Genomic DNA, 19,051 nt, shown 5'->3' on the forward strand with positions numbered 1-19,051 from the left:
TGTTCACCACCTTTTTCCATCAGAGACTTGGTGTATAATTCCACATATCCATGCTAATTCCTTCTTTTTTTTACCATTGTTATGAATATTTTTTGAATTTAAAACTAATATTTATGCGATTCGACATTTATCGAATTAAATCGACGCAATCAATTCAATTTCGACAAGGACATCCTTAGGGAGACGGGCAACTTCAACGGTTGATCTTGCAGGTTTATGATCACCAAAATAGGATGCATAAATCTCATTCAACGCTGCAAATTGATTCATATCTTTGATGAACACCGTCGCCTTAATTACGCTAGAGAATGTAGCCCCTGCTTCGGCCAAGACTGCTTGTAGATTATGGAAAACTTGATGCGTCTGCTCCGCAATACCACCCTCAACTATTTGTCCATCCAGTCCAAGTGGAATTTGCCCTGAAGTGAACAATAAATTACCAAATTTCATGGCCTGTGAGTAAGGTCCAATCGCTGCCGGAGCATTTGTTGTTGCAACCGTTTCTAATTTCATCCTCAATCACGCTTCCTCTCCGAAATAATTACCAGGTTCGACCGAGATTTGTTTGGTCTTGAAATCAATATGTGTTAACTTCGCAAGCGAATAATAATCATTCAGCAGTCGTTCATTGCTCTCCAGTTCACCAGACTCGACGAGAACGCCCACACCTGCAACAACGGCTTCGAATTCATGCAGCAGATCAATCATTCCTTGAACCGTCCCGCCTGCTTTCATGAAGTCATCAATAATCAGTACACGTGATTTCTCTTTGAGTGCTCTACGTGCTAGCGTCATCGTATGAATGCTCTTATTGGAGCCCGAAACATAGTTAATACTTACGGCAGAGCCTTCTGTCACCTGGTGGTCACGTCGAACGAGCACCACGGGAAGATTGAGCTGGGCAGCCGTCGCGTAAGCGAGCGGGATCCCTTTCGTCTCCACCGTCATGACCACATCGATCTGAGCATCTGCAAACGCCGCTGCGAACATTTTTCCAACCTCATTCATCAGGGCAGGCTGCCCCAAAAGATCCGTCATATACAAGTAGCCGCCCGGCAAGATCCGATCAGGATCCTCTAGCTTGCGAGACAATTCCTCAATGATAGGCAATGAAATAGATTTCGGCATACGCGGAATAAATTTCACACCACCTGCCGCTCCAGCGAGCGTAAGAAGATCTCCCATGCCCTCTTCTTCGAACACTTCCTTAATGATCACTAGATCCTCACTGATCGATGATTTCGCTGCATTGTAGCGCTCAGCAAAAGTCGTGAGCGATATTAAAGTATGGGGTCGATGTAACAAAAATTGTGTCATTTCCACCAGACGGGCGCTTCTCTTTAGCTTTTTCATTCTACTCCCCCTCTGTTAAATCCGAATATTATAATGAAAATATATCATTTTTGTACGGATTTTACCAACATTTCCTTCATTTCATTATGTGAGCATACGAACAGCATATACTTCTTTGCAGAATCCTCTAAGTCCATTATAGATTCTCGCCACTTTGGATTCCTTCGATACAAGGCCGAAGACCGTCGGTCCGCTGCCTGACATCAATACCCCATCTGCTCCCAGCTTCATCATTGCGTCCTTCAACTGGTGTACTTCAGGGTATAGCGATAAGGTCACATCTTCGAGCACATTACCAAGTTGTCCGCACACATCGTGGAACTGCTGATTTTCGATCGCAGAGATCATATCCGCCATGGAAGGGTGGCCGTTCAACTTGTCTACCCGAAACCGTCCATAGACATCGGCGGTAGAGACATTGATCGGCGGCTTTGCTAGAATCACCCAACATTGCGGCGGATTCGGGATCATTTCTAATTTCTCGCCACGACCTCGAGCAATCGCCGTACCTCCCGTCACGCAGAAAGGAACATCTGAGCCCAGCTCAGCACCCAACTCCTGAAGTTCAAGATCCGGAATATTCAGCTTCCAGAGGCGATTCAATCCACGCAGTGTTGCTGCTGCATCACTGCTTCCTCCTGCAAGACCTGCAGCCACCGGGATCTTCTTATCCAGGTGGATATAGACACCCTGCTTGACGTCATAGCGATCCTTAATAAGCTTCGCGGCCTGAAAGGCTAGGTTCTTCTCATCAAGCGGAATATAACCCGCTTGACTCGATATAATAATCGTGTCGCGAGGCAATTCCTCCATCTCGAGACGATCTGCGAGATCGACCATCGTCATAATCATCTCAACTTCATGGTAACCGTCTTCTCTTTTATGTAACACGTCCAGCAATAAATTGATCTTGGCTGGCGCTTTCTCATATACTTTCACGGTCTTCACCTACTTTATCTGATCAAACGTTCTAGGAACTTAACATATTATATCAGAATCATATATTGAAGTCATTTGAAGCCGTCACAGGAAATAAAAAGCGAAGAACGCCACCTGTGTCGGACATCCTTCGCTCATGATGATTATTTTCTTGATGCGGCTTGTTCAGCCAATTGGATGGCGCGTTTGACCATATTTCCTGCATCCTTGGCTCGGATGTTGGCCCAACCTTCATTCTGGACTGTTTCATAAAACCCGAGATCCTTTGCAAGCTCAACTTTCAATTGATCTGACATGACACTTCTTCTGCGGCTCATCTCAGGTCCTCCTTTAAGGGATGTATTTATGACTGGAGTGTATTCGTTGCCCTTATCGTTAGTATGGCTGTTCCCTATCCAGATCATACTCACCTATCACTCCATGAAAAAAGACAGCCCCGAAGGGCTGCCGTGATGCTTACTACAAAAGCCTTAATTCTGGATATATGTGATGCGCACTTGGCCATCGTCCTCGCATACCGATAATTCCACAGATTCCGTCAAAATGTCGGCGTAACTGTATGAAACACGCTTAAATGCGTTCTGGTCCTGGTCAAGTTTAACAATGAAAACAGATGGGTAGGTTTCTTCAAGTACACCGGTACGTTCAATGGTCTTTCGGCGACCACCGTTTGCTCGCAGCATAATTTTTCGCCCGACATGGGCTTCTAGGCTACGTTTAATTTCCAACAGCGCATTTTTAGCCATTGTCAACTACCACCTCTTTCCTTGTCCATTATAACCAATTCAAGGGGTGATGTCAAATAACTGAATATTATATCAACGATTATTTGAAGTTGTCAACGGCAATTTTGTTAAATTTCGAAAATTATTCACGGAATCGACGGAACGATGTCCAAATTAGTTAAGTCTCGAAGTTTCGGAAGACCGATTCGATAACTTCCCCGCGTCTCAATACCACCCATACCGTCGGTTCCCGTAATCGTCTGGGAGAGAACTTCCACAATATTTATCGTCTCCCGGATCGGTGTAAAAGATGCCTTCGCTGCAACATACACCGGATCAAGCGCATGGATGAGAATACGTCCCGGTGAGCTTGCGAAGTTCGCACCTGCTTGGAGCAGTGCTTCAAAATGTGACTGACATGCCCCTGCAACGATATTCAGCACATCGAAATTCCGTTCATATTGCCGTGCCGTTTTGATGGCATTCACGAAATTCTGAGAGTTCTTATAACTGGACAAGCTGTACAAATCACGATTCTTCAAATGCCTATAGACGCCGTCATGTCCGGTGATGACAACGATATCCGGTTTGACACGGGGAAGCAGTCGGTAGAGGACGTCAGACATGTTTGCTTCTGTCACGTAATGGCCTTCGGCTGGGACCCTCAGTTGATTGTACAAATCCAGACTCTTCCTTAAATAATTCGGATCCCCGTCCAAGTGGAGCACTTTGCCGGGTACTTCAAAGTAAGGTTGGTGGTTCATCATTTTCTGATTCAAATCTGCCTGGTTCCGCTCAGTCTGCACGCGTCTATGCTGTTCCAGAAGCCGAGTCGATTCCTTCGCACGAATAAAAGCCTGCTCTTCTTTATAATGTAGAGGTTTCCCCTCGGTTACAGGCATCAAATCATTCGTGGGAGCATCCGCCAATAGACGAAAGTCAATCCCCTTGATAATCACTAAATCTTTCATAAATGCCTCGATGCGAAATGTGACGTCTCCGCCATACGATTTTCGAACGACAAGATCTCCTTGCTTCATGGCCCAAATCACCTCTTCTGTCTATCGTATGGAGGTGCCCATGGATTGGTGTCTATCTTCTGTTCGAATCCACATCGATTTCATGCAATCAACCGGATTTTAGCGGTTATACCCGTCCTGCTGCCAACAATACGTCGCTAAGACGCGCAAATTCAGCGATACTTAGCGTTTCGCCTCGGCGCTGGGGTTCGATACCCGCTTCCTGTAACGCGGCCTCCAGCGCCTCACGGCCGCCTTCATTGAAGAATCTTGCCTTCAAGTTATTCGCAATCGTCTTCCGTCGCTGCGCGAACGAGGATTGTACTACTTGGAAGAAATGGGCTTCGTCTGCGACCTGAACTGGCGGTGTATCCCGCACCTTCAACTTAATCACAGCAGACTCTACGTTCGGCTGTGGAATGAACACCGTATGCGGTACCGTACATACCAGCTCTGGCTCGCAATAATATTGGACTGCAACACTTAGACTGCCGTAGTCTTTCCCACCTGGGCGAGCAGCCATCCGGTCCGCCACTTCCTTCTGGATCATCACCACAATATTTTGCAGCGGTAGACGTTCTTCGAGTAGCTTCATAAGAATGGGCGTCGTAACATAGTAAGGAAGATTCGCCACAACACTGACTTTGTTTACCTTAGAAAACCGCTCCTCGAAAATTTGCTTCAAATCCACTTTCAGTACGTCTCCATGAATGACGCCTACATTCGGATAAGGTGCAAGCACCTCTTCCAGAATCGGAATCAATCGTGTATCGATCTCTACTGCTGTCACTTCCGCTGCCGTCTGCGCAAGACGTTCTGTCAGCGCTCCGATCCCAGGTCCAATCTCAAGAGCCCCCATGGTCTCATCAAGTTCTGCAGCATCTACAATTTTGTTCAATATATTCATATCAATCAGAAAATTCTGACCTAGACTTTTCTTAAATGAAAATCCATGTTTTCCAATAATATCTTTCGTCCGCTTCGGCGTCGCAATATCGATGCGTGCCCCTGCTGAATTGATTTCTTTCATTATTTCTACAGCCCTTCATTTTCAATTTGCTCTAACGCGGCCAAGAACTCTTCTCGGCTTATCTGGAACATGCCGCACCGTTTATAGAACTGCTTTCCGTTGCACATGCCAATCCCAAGTATATCTCCCATCGCCCTTCTGCGACTCGCTGCATTCGGATGGGTAATTAGTCCTGCATCCATCAGATCACCCCAATCGATGAGCTGTTCATTCTTCTCATATTCCGTTCGTAGATGATCCAGCGCATACCGAATTGCTTCTGGCGATGCATTCTCTACACCGATGTCCCCTTTGTAGGTGGCATCCGCTTCCTTCAAGAAAGCGTGCTTGCAGCCCGGGATACGATTCGATATAATCTTGCGAATACGTTCCCCGGCATGATCCGGATCTGTCAGAATGATTACGCCTCGACGCTCCTGAGCCAGCGCAATACGCTTTAATATCGCATTGTTAATGGCAGACCCCCCGGTCTCGATCGTATCGGCCTCTACAGCCCGCCGAATGGCCGTGGTATCGTCTTTCCCTTCGACCACGATGACTTCCTTAATCATGTACAATCCGCTTCCTTTCTTTTCTTCCGCAAAATACAAAAAGAAGAGGTTTCCCTCTTCTTATCATGGCATATTGTTATGGATAATACTATATGATTAATACACGATTGGCAAATGAAGCATGGCCTAGAATTACGACCCTCATTAGCTCGCCGACGGTTTGACCGGTCCAATCACATAGACGGTATGCCCCTTCTTACGGCCGAATTTATTCGCTGTCTTTAGGGATTGAATATACACGTCAATCTTATTGCCCTTAATAGCGCCACCTGTATCTTCCGCTCGTCTAAATCCGACTCCTTCGATGTATACCCACCAACCAATCGGGATGACGTCCTTATCTACAGCGATTGTGCGCCCTTCGGTTACGGTCGTGCCTGAAGCCGTCCGCGTTCCAATGCCATCTTCTTCCGAAGAATAGGCGGTTAACGTTACATTTTTCAGCACTTTTGCATACTTCACTTCTTTACCAAGGCTATGAATTTTCGCAACCCCTGGTCCACCAGCAGACAAAGTTCGGACTTTAGCCTCAGGTTTCTTTGTACCATAAGCAACAATCTTGTGTGTTGCCTTGGATTTATAGGCCTTATCAACCATTTTGATCGAAACCAACTTGCCATCTTCGAAGACCTTCTCAATCTTCTGAACAACAAGTCCAGACTTTCCGTCTTGGATTAGCTTCTGTTTGCCTTGTAGGAGCGTTGCATCGGGCTTTTTGACGAATTCAAAAGGAATCGATACTTCGCGATTTACCATCTTCGTACTGACGCGTGTAATCTTAATATCCATTTTGTTCGAAATCGGTGTATTCAGCGCAGGTGTAATTTTATCGTCTTCAGATAATGGTATATTCGCAGCTGCGAGTACTTCTTTGACTGTTTTTTCGGTCGTAAACAAGTTTTTTGTCTGACCATCTGCTGTGACAAGAACGGGAACCGCACGCCAAATTTCAACGCTGTCACCATCCTTGAGCTCCGATTGGAGCGGCATCGACAGCTTGTCGTATGCGCCGACTTGTATAGCTTGTTCATCCAGTAGGTGCTGTAATACTGTGTTTGTCGTTTCGACCTGGATATGTTGTCCGTCTACGACCAGAGAAATATCCTTCTTGGCGTAAACATTCAGCACCACCATTAACATGAAAGTCATCGCGAGTGACAGTAGAGCCACGAGTGATATCAAACGCACGTTTTCATGCATCCATCGCAATGCGAAAGACATGCTGGATGATCGTGTACCATGGGATTCCTCAGTTTGGAAAACGCCCACGTCTTCAGACCTCCTTCATAGTCCCGCCGTCAGGTGTTAAGCATGATCATAAATTGACGAAGACTATATACTGTATTTTTGCACAACGGCCGCATCAACCTGCATGTGACAGCTGTACACCATCCTCTGTTAGGTACGTCCCCCCACCTCCTGTTCTGTAACAGTATGACGTCCTACTCAACTTTATTCAAAAGAAAAGAAGCCTAGCGTAAAGAGGGTCTCTTTCGTGGCTTCCTGTTGGAAACAATAGTTGATGGCCGCACGAGGGTACCTCTCCCTGCACGCTTACGAGGTTAGCTGTCGGATTCGGACGTGAGAGTCGCCCTAAGATTGCTATCCCGCTCATGGCGAGAAGCCCTCTATTCACCCCATTAAGAAATCAATTACGAACCCTCCTGAGAAGGTCCATATCGGTTCCCCCGCTCTCCAATTTGGAGACTCAGCGATACAAAATGGATGGAACAATATTCAAACTCTGATTTGAATCATACTCTGAATGCTCCATGCTTGTAAAGAAGGCATCAAACTCATTTTTAGATATTAATGGTTAAAATTTTGTAATATTCTTCGATTTTTGAGATGAAAACTACCTATTTCACCCGTTTATTAGGTTTTTCATGCGTTTTTCACCGTTTTTCATCCTAAGCGGAAACAGGCTTGGGCATTTTTCATCGTAATTTTAGCAACTTCTTCCAAATTTAGCCCTTTTATTTCCGCTGCTGCCTCCGCGACAAGACGTACATAACCTGTCTCATTTCGCTTCCCGCGATAGGGGTGCGGCGTCAAATATGGCGAGTCTGTTTCGATCAAAAATCGGTCATTCGGAACGTTCGCGAGCACCTCTTTGGGAACCCTTGCATTCTTGAATGTAAGGGGGCCGCCAAATGAAATATAGAATCCCAAATCTAGGCATTGCTTGGCAATTTCCCAGCTGCCGGAGAAGCAGTGCATTACGCCTCCACATTCCTCAGCATGCTCTTCGCGCAAAATGCGAACGACATCCTCGTGCGCATCCCGATCATGAATAACGATCGGCATATTAAGACGCTTTGCTAACCGAATTTGTTCACGGAATACGCGATGCTGCACATCCTTTGGTGAGGTATCCCAGTAGTAGTCCAGTCCGATCTCACCAATCGCAACAACCTTCTCATGTGCACATAACTTTTCAATCCACTCGAGGTCACCAGGCTGCATCGTAATCGCGTCTTGCGGGTGCCAGCCTACAGCAGCATAGATAAAATCATAGCTTTCCGCCAATTTCATGGTCGTCGGGATCGTCTCACGGTTAAACCCGATATTGATCATCTGCGTAACGCCTTGCTCCAGCGCTCTTGCAATGACTTCCTCCCGATCTTCGTCGAATTGTTCAGCGTCTAAATGCGTATGTGTGTCGAATAACATCAGTCCATAATCTCCTTCTAATGTCTTAATTTGATATCTTTTGTCCTTGATTATGTCGTTGGCATATCGAATAATTTAGAAATTTCCCGATCAAGCAGGTGGGCAGCGGCGTGTAGTTTATTTTCAGGAAAATACAAACGAAATTTGCCTTTGCGAATGCCGCTGATTGAACGCACAATTTCGGATACTTCGGAAATTTCCCGAAGCTGTTCATGATGATCCAAGAGCACTATCTGCTTGCCCATCGGATGTTCTCCTGAGCGATAAATCGAATAGGATAAGTCCGTTGGCGAGTCAATTTCCAGATCGTAGGCTGGATTTAACCCGGCATGTACGAATTGCTCATGTATCTTATCTTTTTGCTGATCATCCAAGTGATCTAACGTGACATATTTATATAATTTACGTTCCATGAACCGATCGCATAGATCCGCAAGGATCTCATCTTGCTCCTGCGTCCACTGCATAAATACCGTCTGAATCAATGCCTCATCGAGACGTATATATTGTTCCATTGAAATTTTTCCTTCAAATAAAGAAGGTAATGGCTCGAGCATGAATTGGAACGAATACCCGTTGTCATACAATTCTTGTGCCCGTTTGAAAATTTGTCGCAGGATAATTTCAGAGCTGCGTGTCACAGGATGGAAATAAACCTGCCAGTACATCTGGTATCTCGACATCAAATAATCCTCGATCGCATGCATACCGCTCTCCTTCACAACAATGCGGCCTCGATAAGGTCTTAACACCCGAAGTATGCGATCCATGTCGAATGTCCCGTAATTCACACCGGTAAAATACGCGTCTCGAAGTAAATAGTCCATACGGTCCGCATCGAGTGCACTGGATACAAGATGAACAACAATAGGTTTATCGTACGTCTTCTGAATAACAGATGCAACCTGCTCCGGGAAGTCATCCGATATTCGTCGTAGAACCTCATGGATTTCCGAGTTCTCTCGAATGATTCGACAAGTCCAATCTTCATGATGCATCTGAAACGCCTCTTCAATCGAATGCGAGAACGGCCCATGGCCAAGATCATGTAGCAGCGCTGCACACAGCGCAAGCAGCCTCTCTTCCTGCGGCCAATCTGAATACCCGCTTCGTTCGAATTGCGAAATAATTCTGCGCGTAATCTCATACACGCCCAAGGAGTGCGAAAATCGGCTATGCTCCGCCCCATGAAAGGTTAAGTAAGACGTTCCTAACTGCCGTATCCGGCGTAATCGCTGAAATTCTTTAGCATTGATCAAGTCCCAAATGGTCTGATCCTGCACATGAATATATTTATGTACCGGGTCTTTGAATACCTTTTCTTCTTGTAATTGTAAACTATACATATCTCATACCCTCCCTATCGAACTAGAATAAAGTCGTACAACTATAGATTTTGTCGAATCGTGTCAGTTTTATTTTTCCAATTCATTTTCGTAGACTTTTAGACTCAAAAACCCGTCTTCCCTTGATTTATCTACTATTAGTAGCAGCCCATATATTGCTAGGTCTAGCATTGATTTTATAGGTTGACTATTTTGGGAATGCTTGGTACTATTATATTCATGAAAAACATAGAACTATGTCGACATTTGTCGATTCTTTAAATGGTGAGAGGAGCAATAACAAAATGATGAAAAGTACGGGCATTGTAAGAAAAGTTGATGAATTGGGCCGCGTCGTTATTCCGATTGAACTACGCCGCACATTAGGCATTGGAGAAAAAGACGCGCTTGAGATTTATGTTGATGGTGAGCGTATTATGCTTAAGAAATACGAGCCTGCTTGTATCTTCTGTGGTAATGCCGAGAACGTTACATACTTTAAGGGAAAAATAATTTGTCACGAATGCTTATCAGATATCCCAACACCTGTGACAAAATAAAAAAATTAGTATATAATAGATTTACCAAACTTATTAATTCTAACCTTTTTATATCTCCTTGGTACCTTCGGTGGCCCTAACCTGCCCAGAAGGTATATTTTTTTTCTCCATATATGGAAGTTCAAAATCGGCTTATGATCATGATGTGATTCGGGAGGTTGTTTCGACGTCGAATCTTGCTTTCAACTTCGAAGTCCGATGCTCATTTAGGTTTCGCCTAAACTCCGCTTCTCCTTCTTCAGTTTCAATCAACCTTCTTGATGCTGATAAGCCGATTTTGAACCTTTATTAAAATAAAACTTAATGCTATAGCCCTTCACTTATAAGAGAGAGTTATAAATGTCCCTTCTCGATACATTGCGATCTGCGGCGGCTTGTTTCATGGCTTCCTTCCGATTACCCCCGTTACGCTCCTCATAATGCGCAACATGCGCCTCAATTGACAGGGACTCCCACCATACCGTCTGATCGGCAGATGCCGAGCCATCGGAAGGCTCTAGCACGAGACAGTATTCCCCTTGCGGCGGATGCTCCTCAAGCCATGCAAGGCATTCTTCAATGGTTCCACGCGCGAACTCTTCATATCTCTTCGTCAGCTCTCTGGCCATCACAATTCGGCGATTCCCGAGTACCCGGTGCATATGCTCTAATGTCTTCGACACACGATGGGGTGATTCATAGAACAATAATGTCCCTTCAGACATGCGAAGAGATTCCAAGACCTGTTCAACCGACTTCTTATCCCGAGGTAAGAACCCGACAAAGGTAAACCGTTCTGTAGGCAGTCCCGATACGATTAAAGCCGATAGCGCTGCATTGGCACCTGGTATCGGTACGACCGAGATATCGTTCTCAATCGCCAACGCTACAAGATCCGTCCCAGGATCTGAAATCGCGGGTAGACCAGCATCGCTGACCAAGGCAATATTTTTTCCTTCTATTAAATAACGTATCAGCTCTGGACCACTAGCATGTTTATTATGCTCATGATAACTGTACAATGTCTTGGACGGAATCTCAAAGTGTGTGAGTAGCTTGCGGCTCTGACGGGTGTCTTCTGCGGCAATCACATCGACCTCTTGCAGCGTGCGTACAGCACGATACGTCATATCTTCCAGGTTACCAATTGGCGTTGCCACCAAATATAATGTACCTGCTTGCGGTTCAGATCCTCTCTGAAAGCTTTTCTGTAAATTCCAAGTCATTTGTCTCTCCCCACTTTAGGCCCATAATAGATTTGCAATAACTCTTCGCAATATTCATTGTTCTCATTATAGACAATGAGTGGTGGTAATAACCGAAGGTCTGGTTTGCCATCACGAATCGCTTCGATGAGCACCATATTCGCTTCCTGGTCGATTCGTGAATGCACAAAACGTATCCGCTTCGGTTCAAGCTTATGCTCCCGCATCATACTCACAATTTCGCCAAGTCTAGAGGGCCTGTGAACCATCGAGACCTTCCCACCCGTCCGAATCAGCCGCTTGCATGCGACAATGACATCTTCTAACGTACAACCAAGCTCATGCCTTGCCATCGCTTGATGGCTATTGAGCTTATGCTCCCCCGTTAGCATCTTCATATAAGGCGGATTAACGGTAATGGCATCGTAGATTTCATATCCGACTTCTTGATAATACGTCTTCAAATCCCCTTGAACGATGTGAATTCGCTCCTGCAGCCCATTAAGCTCAACACTGCGACATGCCATATCATGCAGACGGGATTGAATTTCTACCCCATCAATCTTCGCTTCTGTCCGCGTCGAGAGAAGAAGTGGGACCACACCATTACCCGTACACAAGTCAAGTATTCGCCCACGTTTCGGAACAGCAGCGAACCTTGCCAATAAGACCGCATCCATCGAGAAGCTGAACACTTCATCACTCTGAATAATTCGAAGCTCATGCGTTAATAAATCATCCACCCGCTCCGATGGCTGTAATTTCAGTTCTTCCATGACATTCATACGTTCCTTTCCTCGGATCAATTAAAAAAAACCGTAGGCAGAGTCTACCTACGGTCGTTATTTATTCAAAAATGACAGACAGAACAGGCAATCGCCTTCGGTCCGCAAATGTCCGTAATATACGTTACAAATATGGAAACCTTCGTGATACAAACGCGCCAAATTATCATGGCCTTCACCGACAATCGCACTAGCTGCGTTCGCCATCGCTTCCGGATGAATTACCGGAACTTTCGACGACTTGGTAACAGCTTGATTCACAGCCTCGGCTGCTACGTGTTGTTCTTGTGGCATGGACTCACGCCGAAGCACGCGCCTCAGCTGCTGATTCTCCATACTTAACCGTTTGTTCTCTTCTAATAACTGCTTAACCACAAGCTTCAGTTCACCCAATTGCTCATGCAGGTTCCCTGCTTGTGATTCAATATTATGAATTTGTGTGAAAATCTCTTTTTTCTCCAAGTTCCCACCCCAGAGCAATCAATTGTACTTATTTTACCACAACATCATCAAAAGGAAGTTCTTTCACTTTACCCAAATCAAATATTTGAACGTGAACTATACGCTCACCAGCATTGATACCTACGACTTTTCCTTCACCGTATGAAGTAATAACGATTTTACCGGTGCTTGGAAGTTCTTCCTTCACACTTTCATAGTTATCATGCTCAAATTTCAAGCAACACATGAGGCGTCCGCATAAACCGGATATTTTCGTTGGATTTAAGGATAAGTTCTGGTCTTTAGCCATCTTGATCGAGACCGGCTCGAAATCTCCAAGCCAGGAAGAACAACATAGAATACGTCCGCATGGGCCAATACCGCCCAGCATCTTCGCTTCATCACGAACACCGATCTGACGAAGTTCAATCCTTGTCCGAAAAATGCTCGCTAAATCCTTGACCAATTCTCTAAAATCAACGCGCCCTTCGGCTGTAAAATAGAAAATAATTTTATTCCGATCGAACGTGAACTCGACGTCCACCAATTTCATCTTCAATTGATGATCTCGGATTTTATCTAAACACGTTGTGAGCGCATTTCTTGCTGCAAATTTGTTCTCTTCAACAATACGTGCATCGTTATCATCTGCGATCCGAATCACTTTCTTCAGCGGTAAGACGACATCTGACTCGCCCACGCTTTTCGGCCCAATGACAACCTTGCCGTATTCTACGCCGCGTACCGTCTCCACAATCACATGCTGATCTCTCTCGACCGGCAGATCTAATGGATCGAAATAATAGATTTTGCCCGCTTTCTTGAAACGGACACCCACCACGTTGTACACACTAACCCCCCTGTACTCCAACTAGGAATTGTTCAAAAGCTAACTGCGGATTCACATTCGCGCGCAGACGCTTCTGCATGTCCGTCGTCAGCTCCATACAGCGTACCCACGATTCCGCGTCGCGAGTAAACGCATATTTGCTGATCGATTCCAGCTGATCTATGAAAATAATACTTTCTGTTCGGCCCACCTGATAATGAATCATATCTTTAAACCAAAGCAGGAATAAACTCATTAGAGTGTCCAGATGCTCTGCTAGCGGTGTCTTGAACAGCTGCTGATGCGCCGTCACCATCGCCGAGTTCATCTGATTTAGACAATCCTTACCTAATTGTAACATTACATTTCGAATTTCTGCAAACCAATTCTGTTGGATAATTTCTCTACACGCATCTAACCCTGAAGCAAGATGTACGACACATCGTGCTGTTGTCTGTGCAAAGCCTTCTTGTACTAATACCTGCAGCATCGTCTCCGGATCCATTGGGGTAAATGGAATCCATTGCGCTCGCGACTGTATGGTGGGCAACATCGCTTGTCCATTCTCAGTGATTAGAATAGCCACTACAGGTGACAAAGGTTCCTCCAGAAATTTTAGCAGACTATTCGCAGCTTGAACCGTCATTAGATCGGCTTGTTCCATAATATATACTTTACGGTTGCCGTCACCAGTACGGTAAGCAAATTCACGTTGTAAGGCGCGAATTTGCTCAATTTTGATCGATGATCCATCGGGACGTATCACATGAACATCCGGATGGTTCTGATGATCAATCTTCCGGCATTCCAGACATTGATCGCAGCAATCCCCTTCTCGTTCCGTACAAAACAATGATTTGGCCAGTGTCAGCGCCATTTGCCGCCGGCCCGAACCTCTCGGCCCAGCGAATAGATACGCATGAGAAACGGTGTCATTCCGCAATTCATTCTGCAGTATTTGCTTGGCGCGCACTTGGCCGATAATATCTTGAAAAGACATAATAGCCTCACTTTCACATCATTATCGCTTCTAGAAGCAATAATTAATTAACATCCCCCGAACCTCACCGATCTTATTCAGTAATTCGATTTTTCCTTCTTCACTGTTCAACAGCTCCTCTGCCATCGCAATCAGAGTCGAATCAATTTCTTCTAATAATTTATATCGTTTGCCACGGCCTCTTCGATCCCAGCCACGGGCATCTTTAATTCCAAGTCCTCGGCGCACCGTATCTTCTAAGAATCGTTTGACCATCGTTCGATAGAGATATAATTCTCTCACAGTCATCGATTTCGCAAGTCGATCACCTTGTTGGTGGATTTGGTGGATACGTTGATTAAGTTCTTCTTTCGAAGCCTGCTGATCTTGTTGGAACATAAAATCAGAGAAATTTTTCTGGCCAATCTGTTTCGAGGCATTGTCCGTCAATTTTAATTCCTGTCCTAGCGGTCGAAATCCCGGATTAATCTTCATACTGTAACCCAACTCTCTATGGTCAACTTCAGAATGGTCTAGAAATGTTCAAAGCGGTCGACTGGCATCACGAATACCGTTGCTCCGCCTACCTGAACCTCAACCGGAAGCGGTAAATATGACTCTGTCGTACCGCTCATCGGCGATACCGGTGTAACCAGTTGGTCGCGGATCTTACAATTCGTACGAATGACAGCTAACACGTCTTCCACTTGTTCGTCTTCCACACCGATCATAAACGTGGTGTTCCCTGCACGTAGAAATCCGCCCGTACTTGCAAGTTTAGTAGCACGGAAATTATGTTTGACTAACGCATTCGATAGACGGTTGCTGTCTTTATCCTGCACGATGGCAATGACAAGTTTCATAATAACGCCTCCTTAACATTTGACTAAATACCCTCTATATTAATTTGACACAGAGGGTGGAAAATCCTCTTGTGATGCGGATAGGATCTGTAAGATCTGCCCTGCAACTTCCGGTAACGACAGGCTTGCATCCACCTTATGAATCCGTTCCGGGAATTGTGCCGCTACTATATTATAGCCTTCTCGGACCTTTAGGTGAAAACTTAATTGCTCTAGATCCAGCCGATTCACTTCACGTTGTGCATTCGCTTGAATGCGAGCGAGCCCGATCTCAGGTTCAATATCCAGATAGAGGGTCAAATCCGGCATCACATCACCAATCGCAAATTGATTAATGGACCACACCTCATCCATCCCCAATCCCCTAGCATGTCCCTGATAGGCTAGACTGCTATCGATAAACCGGTCACAGATCACGATCGTCCCTTGCTGAAGCGCTGGGATTACCTTCTCCACAAGATGCTGGCGGCGTGCTGCTGCATAGAGAAGAGCTTCTGTCCGGCCATCCATCTCCGTATGGGCAGGATCCAGGATCAGAGCTCGCATCTTCTCCGAGATCGCAATCCCGCCTGGTTCACGCGTTAGCATGACCGGGATGCCTTGTTCTTGATAATATTGCTCAATATAATGAATCGCGGACGTCTTACCAGATCCTTCTCCACCTTCTAAGGTGATGAAGCGACCCTCATAAGGGTGTCCTTTCTGTTGTTGTTGAGATGTAAAAGTTTGTTTAGATTGCATGTCTAAGCCTCTCTTCATTCATTTCTTAATACGCGAAGCGTCTTAAGTGTCGAATCGTAAACCCCTTGGCATTTCGCCCCTTGTTGAGACAGCTGTTGCAAGGTTCGAATCATTTGTTCAGTAATATACTCACCAGGGTAGAGCAGTGGAATACCAGGCGGATAAGGGATGACCATTTCGGCAACTTGACGATGTACAGCTTGCTCTAACGGTACGATATCCCATGCATTAGCCGCTAGTGGTTGCAGACGGAATGGAATAGGCTCGGATACAAGCATGGACGTATTACTTAATACCTCCGTATGATTCTCACAACTCAGTATCCGGCTATCCCTAGCTTCCATATTTCTTTGATATATTTGTTCTAAAGCATGGAATAACGCCTTGGCATCTTCCATCGTTGAACCTAAGCTAAATACAAATACAACATGTCTAACATCCGACATTTCAGGCACACAACCGAGCTCTTCAAGCATTTCTTGTAGCTCGTAGCCGCTGTATTGGCCCGTTCGGTCACTGACAGTAACTTTAAATGGATCAAGCGTAACATAAGCAACTTCTTCGCCTAGGGAAGGGGACGTCAACAGTGTAAAGTTCGGCATGAGCTCCATACTGCTGCGGAACCAATCGACTGCTTCTAAACCTCGTGTAAAAGCATCAGCGCCTCGGATATGGATCCAACGACGACTCACGTCCAGCGAAGCCATGAGCGGGTAGGATGGGCTCGAGCTCTGCAGCATCGCTAGACGCTGTTGAATCAGCCCTCGATCCAACCGGTCCCCTTGGATATGGAGCATGGCACTCATCGTAAGCGATGACAGCATCTTGTGCGTAGACTGCACCACACCGTCTGCTCCACATTGGATCGCTGATACAGGCAGATCCGGATGTAATCCGTAATGAGCGCCGTGTGCCTCATCAATGAGCAGTGGCTTGCCATGCGCATGCACGGCTTTTGCCATGGCGTGCAAATCCACCCCCATGCCATAATAGTTCGGGCTGCATAGCAGCACCCCTCTTGCGGCTGGGTAGCGTTCAAGCGCCTCCGTTATTGCAGCGACGGTAGGCGCCGTGGACAGACCGCTCTGCGCGTCGAGTTGCGGTGTCACGAACACCGCGTGCGTTCCCGCCAGCATCAAGCCGTGCAATATAGATTTATGCACGTTGCGTTGAACGATCAGCACGTCGCCCGGCTCCGTGCAGCAAGTGAGGATCAAGGCTAGATTACCAACGGTGCTCCCGTTCACCAGGAAATAAGTCTCCTCCGCCCCAAAACAATCGGCAGCAAGCTCTTGCGCTTCCCGGATCACCCCAGTCGGTTGATGAAGATCATCTGTCCCCGTTATCTCCGTCACATCTAAGGCCATGAGATGACGGAGAACGGTTTGTTCCTCATAGACGGAGCGGACCTGCTGCTTATCCTGTCCTTCTTTCTCGTAGACTTGTCCATTCTTATGACCAGGTACATGGAAAGTCCGGTTTTTCCGTTCTCGATATTCCAGCAGCGCCTCATACAGCGGTGCACGTTCATGATTCAATGATGACATGGTAGAGCAATCCCTTCAACACGTTCTCCCCTTTATTTTACCGTAAAATCCACAACAGACATATAGATCTACCCATACACAACAAAATAACCCCACAAAGTGATGCTTTCTCTTCCAAGCAATCAGGTGCTTTGCGGGGGAGCCAAAACAAAAAAAGCCCTCGTCATAACGAAAGCCTCACAAATTAAACTCATCTTGCATTACACATGATTTGAGATAAAAATTCTTTTTAGCTGATGAATAAAAAACGGATACTTTGCATCCTGTACATCTGTATGCACCATTTCGGCTTCGCAATCTAGACAAATGAATTCAGATATAATGACGATGCCTTCTTCCTTCTTCTCGCCGCAGATGATGCAGGTGCTGTCATGAACATGTTCCATCGACAATCCCACCTTAACCTGTTTTGCTATTAGTATGGCACGTTATCTAGTATTTTAAACCGATTTCATAGGTTGTTTTCAATGTTTTTATATTTTTATGCGGCAAAACCGAATTAGGTGTCTGTACGTTTTAATTGGATGAGCAAATCTTTTGGGCTTGTCTACCGATATATAACATAGAAGGTCCTTATTGAGGGTAGAAGAAATCATACTATTCGGCACAAAGGAGGAACAATACACAATGCCACCCACTCCCCCAAGTACACAGGCAACATTTTATCAATATACCCTGATTCAGAAAGTCGTCTACAATAAGCTGGTGCTTAAGTTCTATCTCGCTATCGTTCCCATTGTCCTACTGCTTGAGACATTGCTCTCCGGACCACTTGGGTTACTATACAGTGCAATCGCTTTATTATTTGTTCTCTGGATCCATTTTGTGGTGATCCGTTCAGTCCTTCTTCTCGCAGGAGAACCCATTCGTAAAAAATGGCGCTTCCGCCGCGTATTGCCTTGGATTGGCTTTCTTCCAGATCAATATATCGGCTATCGCATCTTTATCCGTGTACATCGCCATCTCGCATGGCTAGGCCTTTGCGTCTGCTTGATCTTATATCCATGGTTCCCGATCTCGTTCGTAACCGGTAGTCTCATCTGGCATCTATGGCTGATCATTCCGAGGCAATTCCTTTTTACACGCTTCAGAAAACAACCAAAACACGGCCTATTCAAATTAACGGATAGCGAAATGCTCTATTACAAAGCGTAATAGAGCTTTTTTCTTGTCACACCCACTTGGGCTATAACACAAAAAAAGACCACCTTCGAGAATTGAATCTCAAAAGTGGTCTTTAGCTGCTTGGCATCGTCCTACTCTCCCAGGACCCTGCGGTCCAAGTACCATCGGCGCTAGAGGGCTTAACGGTCGTGTTCGGGATGGGTACGCGTGGAACCCCTCCGCCATCGACACCAAACGGATTATGTTCAGAGTTTGATCTCTGAAAACCAGATGCGAAATAAATTTGCGTTTTATGTTTAGGATAAGCCCTCGACCGATTAGTATTGGTCAGCTCCACACATTGCTGCGCTTCCACCTCCAACCTATCAACCTCGTCGTCTTC

General features: G+C 45.7%; 23 protein-coding genes, 2 rRNA genes and 1 riboswitch. Of the genes, 2 read left to right on the forward strand and 23 right to left on the reverse strand.

All coding sequences use genetic code 11. The features are described 5' to 3' along the window. Positions 1 to 135 precede the first annotated feature (135 nt). The 11 genes from C558_RS0127335 to C558_RS0127385 all read right to left on the reverse strand — a co-directional run bounded on the left by C558_RS0127335 (position 136) and on the right by C558_RS0127385 (position 9,636). Positions 136 to 513: a RidA family protein gene (locus C558_RS0127335; RefSeq protein ID WP_018759487.1), complete on the reverse strand. Its 378-nt coding sequence runs from the start codon at positions 511 to 513 to the stop codon at positions 136 to 138. A gap of 6 nt (positions 514 to 519) precedes the next feature. Beyond that, a complete protein-coding gene (gene purR / locus C558_RS0127340; RefSeq protein WP_018759488.1) occupies positions 520 to 1,353 on the reverse strand; it encodes a pur operon repressor in 834 nt (277 codons plus the stop codon). An 84-nt stretch (positions 1,354 to 1,437) separates the two neighbouring features. After that, positions 1,438 to 2,292 (reverse strand): 4-(cytidine 5'-diphospho)-2-C-methyl-D-erythritol kinase, encoded by an 855-nt coding sequence (ispE, locus tag C558_RS0127345; RefSeq protein WP_018759489.1) that lies wholly within the window; start codon positions 2,290 to 2,292, stop codon positions 1,438 to 1,440. A gap of 143 nt (positions 2,293 to 2,435) precedes the next feature. Beyond that, entirely contained in the window at positions 2,436 to 2,609 is a 174-nt protein-coding gene (locus C558_RS0127350; protein ID WP_018759490.1) for a small, acid-soluble spore protein, alpha/beta type, read from the reverse strand. A 153-nt stretch (positions 2,610 to 2,762) separates the two neighbouring features. Next, positions 2,763 to 3,038 carry a biofilm formation stimulator Veg gene (gene veg / locus C558_RS0127355; protein WP_018759491.1) on the reverse strand — a complete coding sequence of 92 codons (276 nt, stop codon included), beginning with the start codon at positions 3,036 to 3,038 and terminating at the stop codon, positions 2,763 to 2,765. A 125-nt stretch (positions 3,039 to 3,163) separates the two neighbouring features. After that, positions 3,164 to 4,057 carry a sporulation peptidase YabG gene (yabG, locus tag C558_RS0127360; RefSeq protein ID WP_018759492.1) on the reverse strand — a complete coding sequence of 298 codons (894 nt, stop codon included), beginning with the start codon at positions 4,055 to 4,057 and terminating at the stop codon, positions 3,164 to 3,166. Positions 4,058 to 4,163: 106 nt separating this feature from the next. Further along, entirely contained in the window at positions 4,164 to 5,066 is a 903-nt protein-coding gene (gene rsmA / locus C558_RS0127365; protein ID WP_018759493.1) for a 16S rRNA (adenine(1518)-N(6)/adenine(1519)-N(6))-dimethyltransferase RsmA, read from the reverse strand. Positions 5,067 to 5,071: 5 nt separating this feature from the next. Continuing rightward, positions 5,072 to 5,617 (reverse strand): ribonuclease M5, encoded by a 546-nt coding sequence (gene rnmV / locus C558_RS0127370; protein ID WP_026264167.1) that lies wholly within the window; start codon positions 5,615 to 5,617, stop codon positions 5,072 to 5,074. 144 nt (positions 5,618 to 5,761) lie between these two features. Beyond that, the gene (locus tag C558_RS0127375) at positions 5,762 to 6,886 is read right to left on the reverse strand and encodes a resuscitation-promoting factor (protein ID WP_018759495.1); all 1,125 of its coding nucleotides are present in this window, start codon (positions 6,884 to 6,886) and stop codon (positions 5,762 to 5,764) included. 268 nt (positions 6,887 to 7,154) lie between these two features. Further along, positions 7,155 to 7,341, reverse strand: a riboswitch (cyclic di-AMP (ydaO/yuaA leader). 181 nt (positions 7,342 to 7,522) lie between these two features. Continuing rightward, positions 7,523 to 8,290 carry a TatD family hydrolase gene (locus tag C558_RS0127380; RefSeq protein ID WP_018759496.1) on the reverse strand — a complete coding sequence of 256 codons (768 nt, stop codon included), beginning with the start codon at positions 8,288 to 8,290 and terminating at the stop codon, positions 7,523 to 7,525. A 50-nt stretch (positions 8,291 to 8,340) separates the two neighbouring features. Beyond that, on the reverse strand, positions 8,341 to 9,636 hold the full coding sequence (locus C558_RS0127385; RefSeq protein ID WP_018759497.1) for an HD domain-containing protein: 1,296 nt from the start codon (positions 9,634 to 9,636) through the stop codon (positions 8,341 to 8,343). 284 nt (positions 9,637 to 9,920) lie between these two features. On the opposite strand from C558_RS0127385, the gene C558_RS0127390 reads away from it, so the two are divergent. Beyond that, positions 9,921 to 10,175: an AbrB/MazE/SpoVT family DNA-binding domain-containing protein gene (locus C558_RS0127390; RefSeq protein WP_018759498.1), complete on the forward strand. Its 255-nt coding sequence runs from the start codon at positions 9,921 to 9,923 to the stop codon at positions 10,173 to 10,175. A gap of 320 nt (positions 10,176 to 10,495) precedes the next feature. On the opposite strand, the gene rsmI is transcribed toward C558_RS0127390, so the two are convergent. The 10 genes from rsmI to C558_RS0127440 form a co-directional block, all read right to left on the reverse strand. Further along, a complete protein-coding gene (gene rsmI / locus C558_RS0127395; protein ID WP_018759499.1) occupies positions 10,496 to 11,380 on the reverse strand; it encodes a 16S rRNA (cytidine(1402)-2'-O)-methyltransferase in 885 nt (294 codons plus the stop codon). Beyond that, the gene (locus C558_RS0127400) at positions 11,377 to 12,144 is read right to left on the reverse strand and encodes a tRNA1(Val) (adenine(37)-N6)-methyltransferase (RefSeq protein WP_018759500.1); all 768 of its coding nucleotides are present in this window, start codon (positions 12,142 to 12,144) and stop codon (positions 11,377 to 11,379) included. Before C558_RS0127400 ends, rsmI begins: the two co-directional genes overlap by 4 nt. A 57-nt stretch (positions 12,145 to 12,201) precedes the next feature. Further along, a complete protein-coding gene (locus tag C558_RS0127405; RefSeq protein ID WP_018759501.1) occupies positions 12,202 to 12,606 on the reverse strand; it encodes an initiation-control protein YabA in 405 nt (134 codons plus the stop codon). Positions 12,607 to 12,634: 28 nt separating this feature from the next. After that, positions 12,635 to 13,435, reverse strand: coding sequence for a PSP1 domain-containing protein (locus C558_RS0127410; protein WP_018759502.1), 801 nt, complete (start codon positions 13,433 to 13,435; stop codon positions 12,635 to 12,637). A 1-nt stretch (position 13,436) separates the two neighbouring features. Next, positions 13,437 to 14,414 carry a DNA polymerase III subunit delta' gene (gene holB / locus C558_RS0127415; RefSeq protein ID WP_018759503.1) on the reverse strand — a complete coding sequence of 326 codons (978 nt, stop codon included), beginning with the start codon at positions 14,412 to 14,414 and terminating at the stop codon, positions 13,437 to 13,439. 30 nt (positions 14,415 to 14,444) lie between these two features. Beyond that, positions 14,445 to 14,888 carry a YaaR family protein gene (locus C558_RS0127420; protein WP_018759504.1) on the reverse strand — a complete coding sequence of 148 codons (444 nt, stop codon included), beginning with the start codon at positions 14,886 to 14,888 and terminating at the stop codon, positions 14,445 to 14,447. 38 nt (positions 14,889 to 14,926) lie between these two features. Continuing rightward, the gene (locus C558_RS0127425) at positions 14,927 to 15,256 is read right to left on the reverse strand and encodes a cyclic-di-AMP receptor (RefSeq protein WP_018759505.1); all 330 of its coding nucleotides are present in this window, start codon (positions 15,254 to 15,256) and stop codon (positions 14,927 to 14,929) included. A 39-nt stretch (positions 15,257 to 15,295) separates the two neighbouring features. Then, on the reverse strand, positions 15,296 to 15,997 hold the full coding sequence (tmk, locus tag C558_RS0127430) for a dTMP kinase (RefSeq protein ID WP_018759506.1): 702 nt from the start codon (positions 15,995 to 15,997) through the stop codon (positions 15,296 to 15,298). Positions 15,998 to 16,011: 14 nt separating this feature from the next. After that, the gene (locus tag C558_RS0127435) at positions 16,012 to 17,544 is read right to left on the reverse strand and encodes an aminotransferase class I/II-fold pyridoxal phosphate-dependent enzyme (protein ID WP_018759507.1); all 1,533 of its coding nucleotides are present in this window, start codon (positions 17,542 to 17,544) and stop codon (positions 16,012 to 16,014) included. Between the two features lie 200 nt (positions 17,545 to 17,744). Then, entirely contained in the window at positions 17,745 to 17,930 is a 186-nt protein-coding gene (locus C558_RS0127440; protein ID WP_018759508.1) for a sigma factor G inhibitor Gin, read from the reverse strand. A 241-nt stretch (positions 17,931 to 18,171) separates the two neighbouring features. On the opposite strand from C558_RS0127440, the gene C558_RS0127445 reads away from it, so the two are divergent. Beyond that, positions 18,172 to 18,699, forward strand: coding sequence for a hypothetical protein (locus tag C558_RS0127445; protein WP_018759509.1), 528 nt, complete (start codon positions 18,172 to 18,174; stop codon positions 18,697 to 18,699). 88 nt (positions 18,700 to 18,787) lie between these two features. Here C558_RS0127445 and rrf read toward each other — a convergent pair. Both rrf and C558_RS0127455 read right to left on the reverse strand, forming a co-directional pair. After that, a 5S ribosomal RNA gene (gene rrf, locus C558_RS0127450) occupies positions 18,788 to 18,904 on the reverse strand. 62 nt (positions 18,905 to 18,966) lie between these two features. Next, positions 18,967 to 19,051: ribosomal RNA gene (locus C558_RS0127455) — 23S ribosomal RNA — on the reverse strand; the annotation flags it as partial.

It is taken from the genome of Paenibacillus terrigena DSM 21567 (assembly GCF_000374845.1).
Lineage (GTDB): Bacteria > Bacillota > Bacilli > Paenibacillales > Paenibacillaceae > Paenibacillus_K > Paenibacillus_K terrigena.

Bases quoted from the DNA above. Each gene is read 5' to 3' on its own strand.
- C558_RS0127420 (WP_018759504.1), bottom strand. From the start codon at position 14,888: ATGAAGATTAATCCGGGATTTCGACCGCTAGGACAGGAATTAAAATTG.
- yabG (WP_018759492.1), bottom strand. From the start codon at position 4,057: ATGAAGCAAGGAGATCTTGTCGTTCGAAAATCGTATGGCGGAGACGTC.
- purR (WP_018759488.1), bottom strand. From the start codon at position 1,353: ATGAAAAAGCTAAAGAGAAGCGCCCGTCTGGTGGAAATGACACAATTT.
- C558_RS0127385 (WP_018759497.1), bottom strand. From the start codon at position 9,636: ATGTATAGTTTACAATTACAAGAAGAAAAGGTATTCAAAGACCCGGTA.
- veg (WP_018759491.1), bottom strand. From the start codon at position 3,038: ATGGCTAAAAATGCGCTGTTGGAAATTAAACGTAGCCTAGAAGCCCAT.
- C558_RS0127425 (WP_018759505.1), bottom strand. From the start codon at position 15,256: ATGAAACTTGTCATTGCCATCGTGCAGGATAAAGACAGCAACCGTCTA.
- C558_RS0127380 (WP_018759496.1), bottom strand. From the start codon at position 8,290: ATGTTATTCGACACACATACGCATTTAGACGCTGAACAATTCGACGAA.
- C558_RS0127435 (WP_018759507.1), bottom strand. From the start codon at position 17,544: ATGTCATCATTGAATCATGAACGTGCACCGCTGTATGAGGCGCTGCTG.
- C558_RS0127390 (WP_018759498.1), top strand. From the start codon at position 9,921: ATGATGAAAAGTACGGGCATTGTAAGAAAAGTTGATGAATTGGGCCGC.
- C558_RS0127440 (WP_018759508.1), bottom strand. From the start codon at position 17,930: ATGGAACATGTTCATGACAGCACCTGCATCATCTGCGGCGAGAAGAAG.
- C558_RS0127445 (WP_018759509.1), top strand. From the start codon at position 18,172: ATGCCACCCACTCCCCCAAGTACACAGGCAACATTTTATCAATATACC.
- rsmA (WP_018759493.1), bottom strand. From the start codon at position 5,066: ATGAAAGAAATCAATTCAGCAGGGGCACGCATCGATATTGCGACGCCG.
- rnmV (WP_026264167.1), bottom strand. From the start codon at position 5,617: ATGATTAAGGAAGTCATCGTGGTCGAAGGGAAAGACGATACCACGGCC.
- tmk (WP_018759506.1), bottom strand. From the start codon at position 15,997: ATGCAATCTAAACAAACTTTTACATCTCAACAACAACAGAAAGGACAC.
- rsmI (WP_018759499.1), bottom strand. From the start codon at position 11,380: ATGACTTGGAATTTACAGAAAAGCTTTCAGAGAGGATCTGAACCGCAA.
- C558_RS0127400 (WP_018759500.1), bottom strand. From the start codon at position 12,144: ATGAATGTCATGGAAGAACTGAAATTACAGCCATCGGAGCGGGTGGAT.
- holB (WP_018759503.1), bottom strand. From the start codon at position 14,414: ATGTCTTTTCAAGATATTATCGGCCAAGTGCGCGCCAAGCAAATACTG.
- C558_RS0127350 (WP_018759490.1), bottom strand. From the start codon at position 2,609: ATGAGCCGCAGAAGAAGTGTCATGTCAGATCAATTGAAAGTTGAGCTT.
- C558_RS0127335 (WP_018759487.1), bottom strand. From the start codon at position 513: ATGAAATTAGAAACGGTTGCAACAACAAATGCTCCGGCAGCGATTGGA.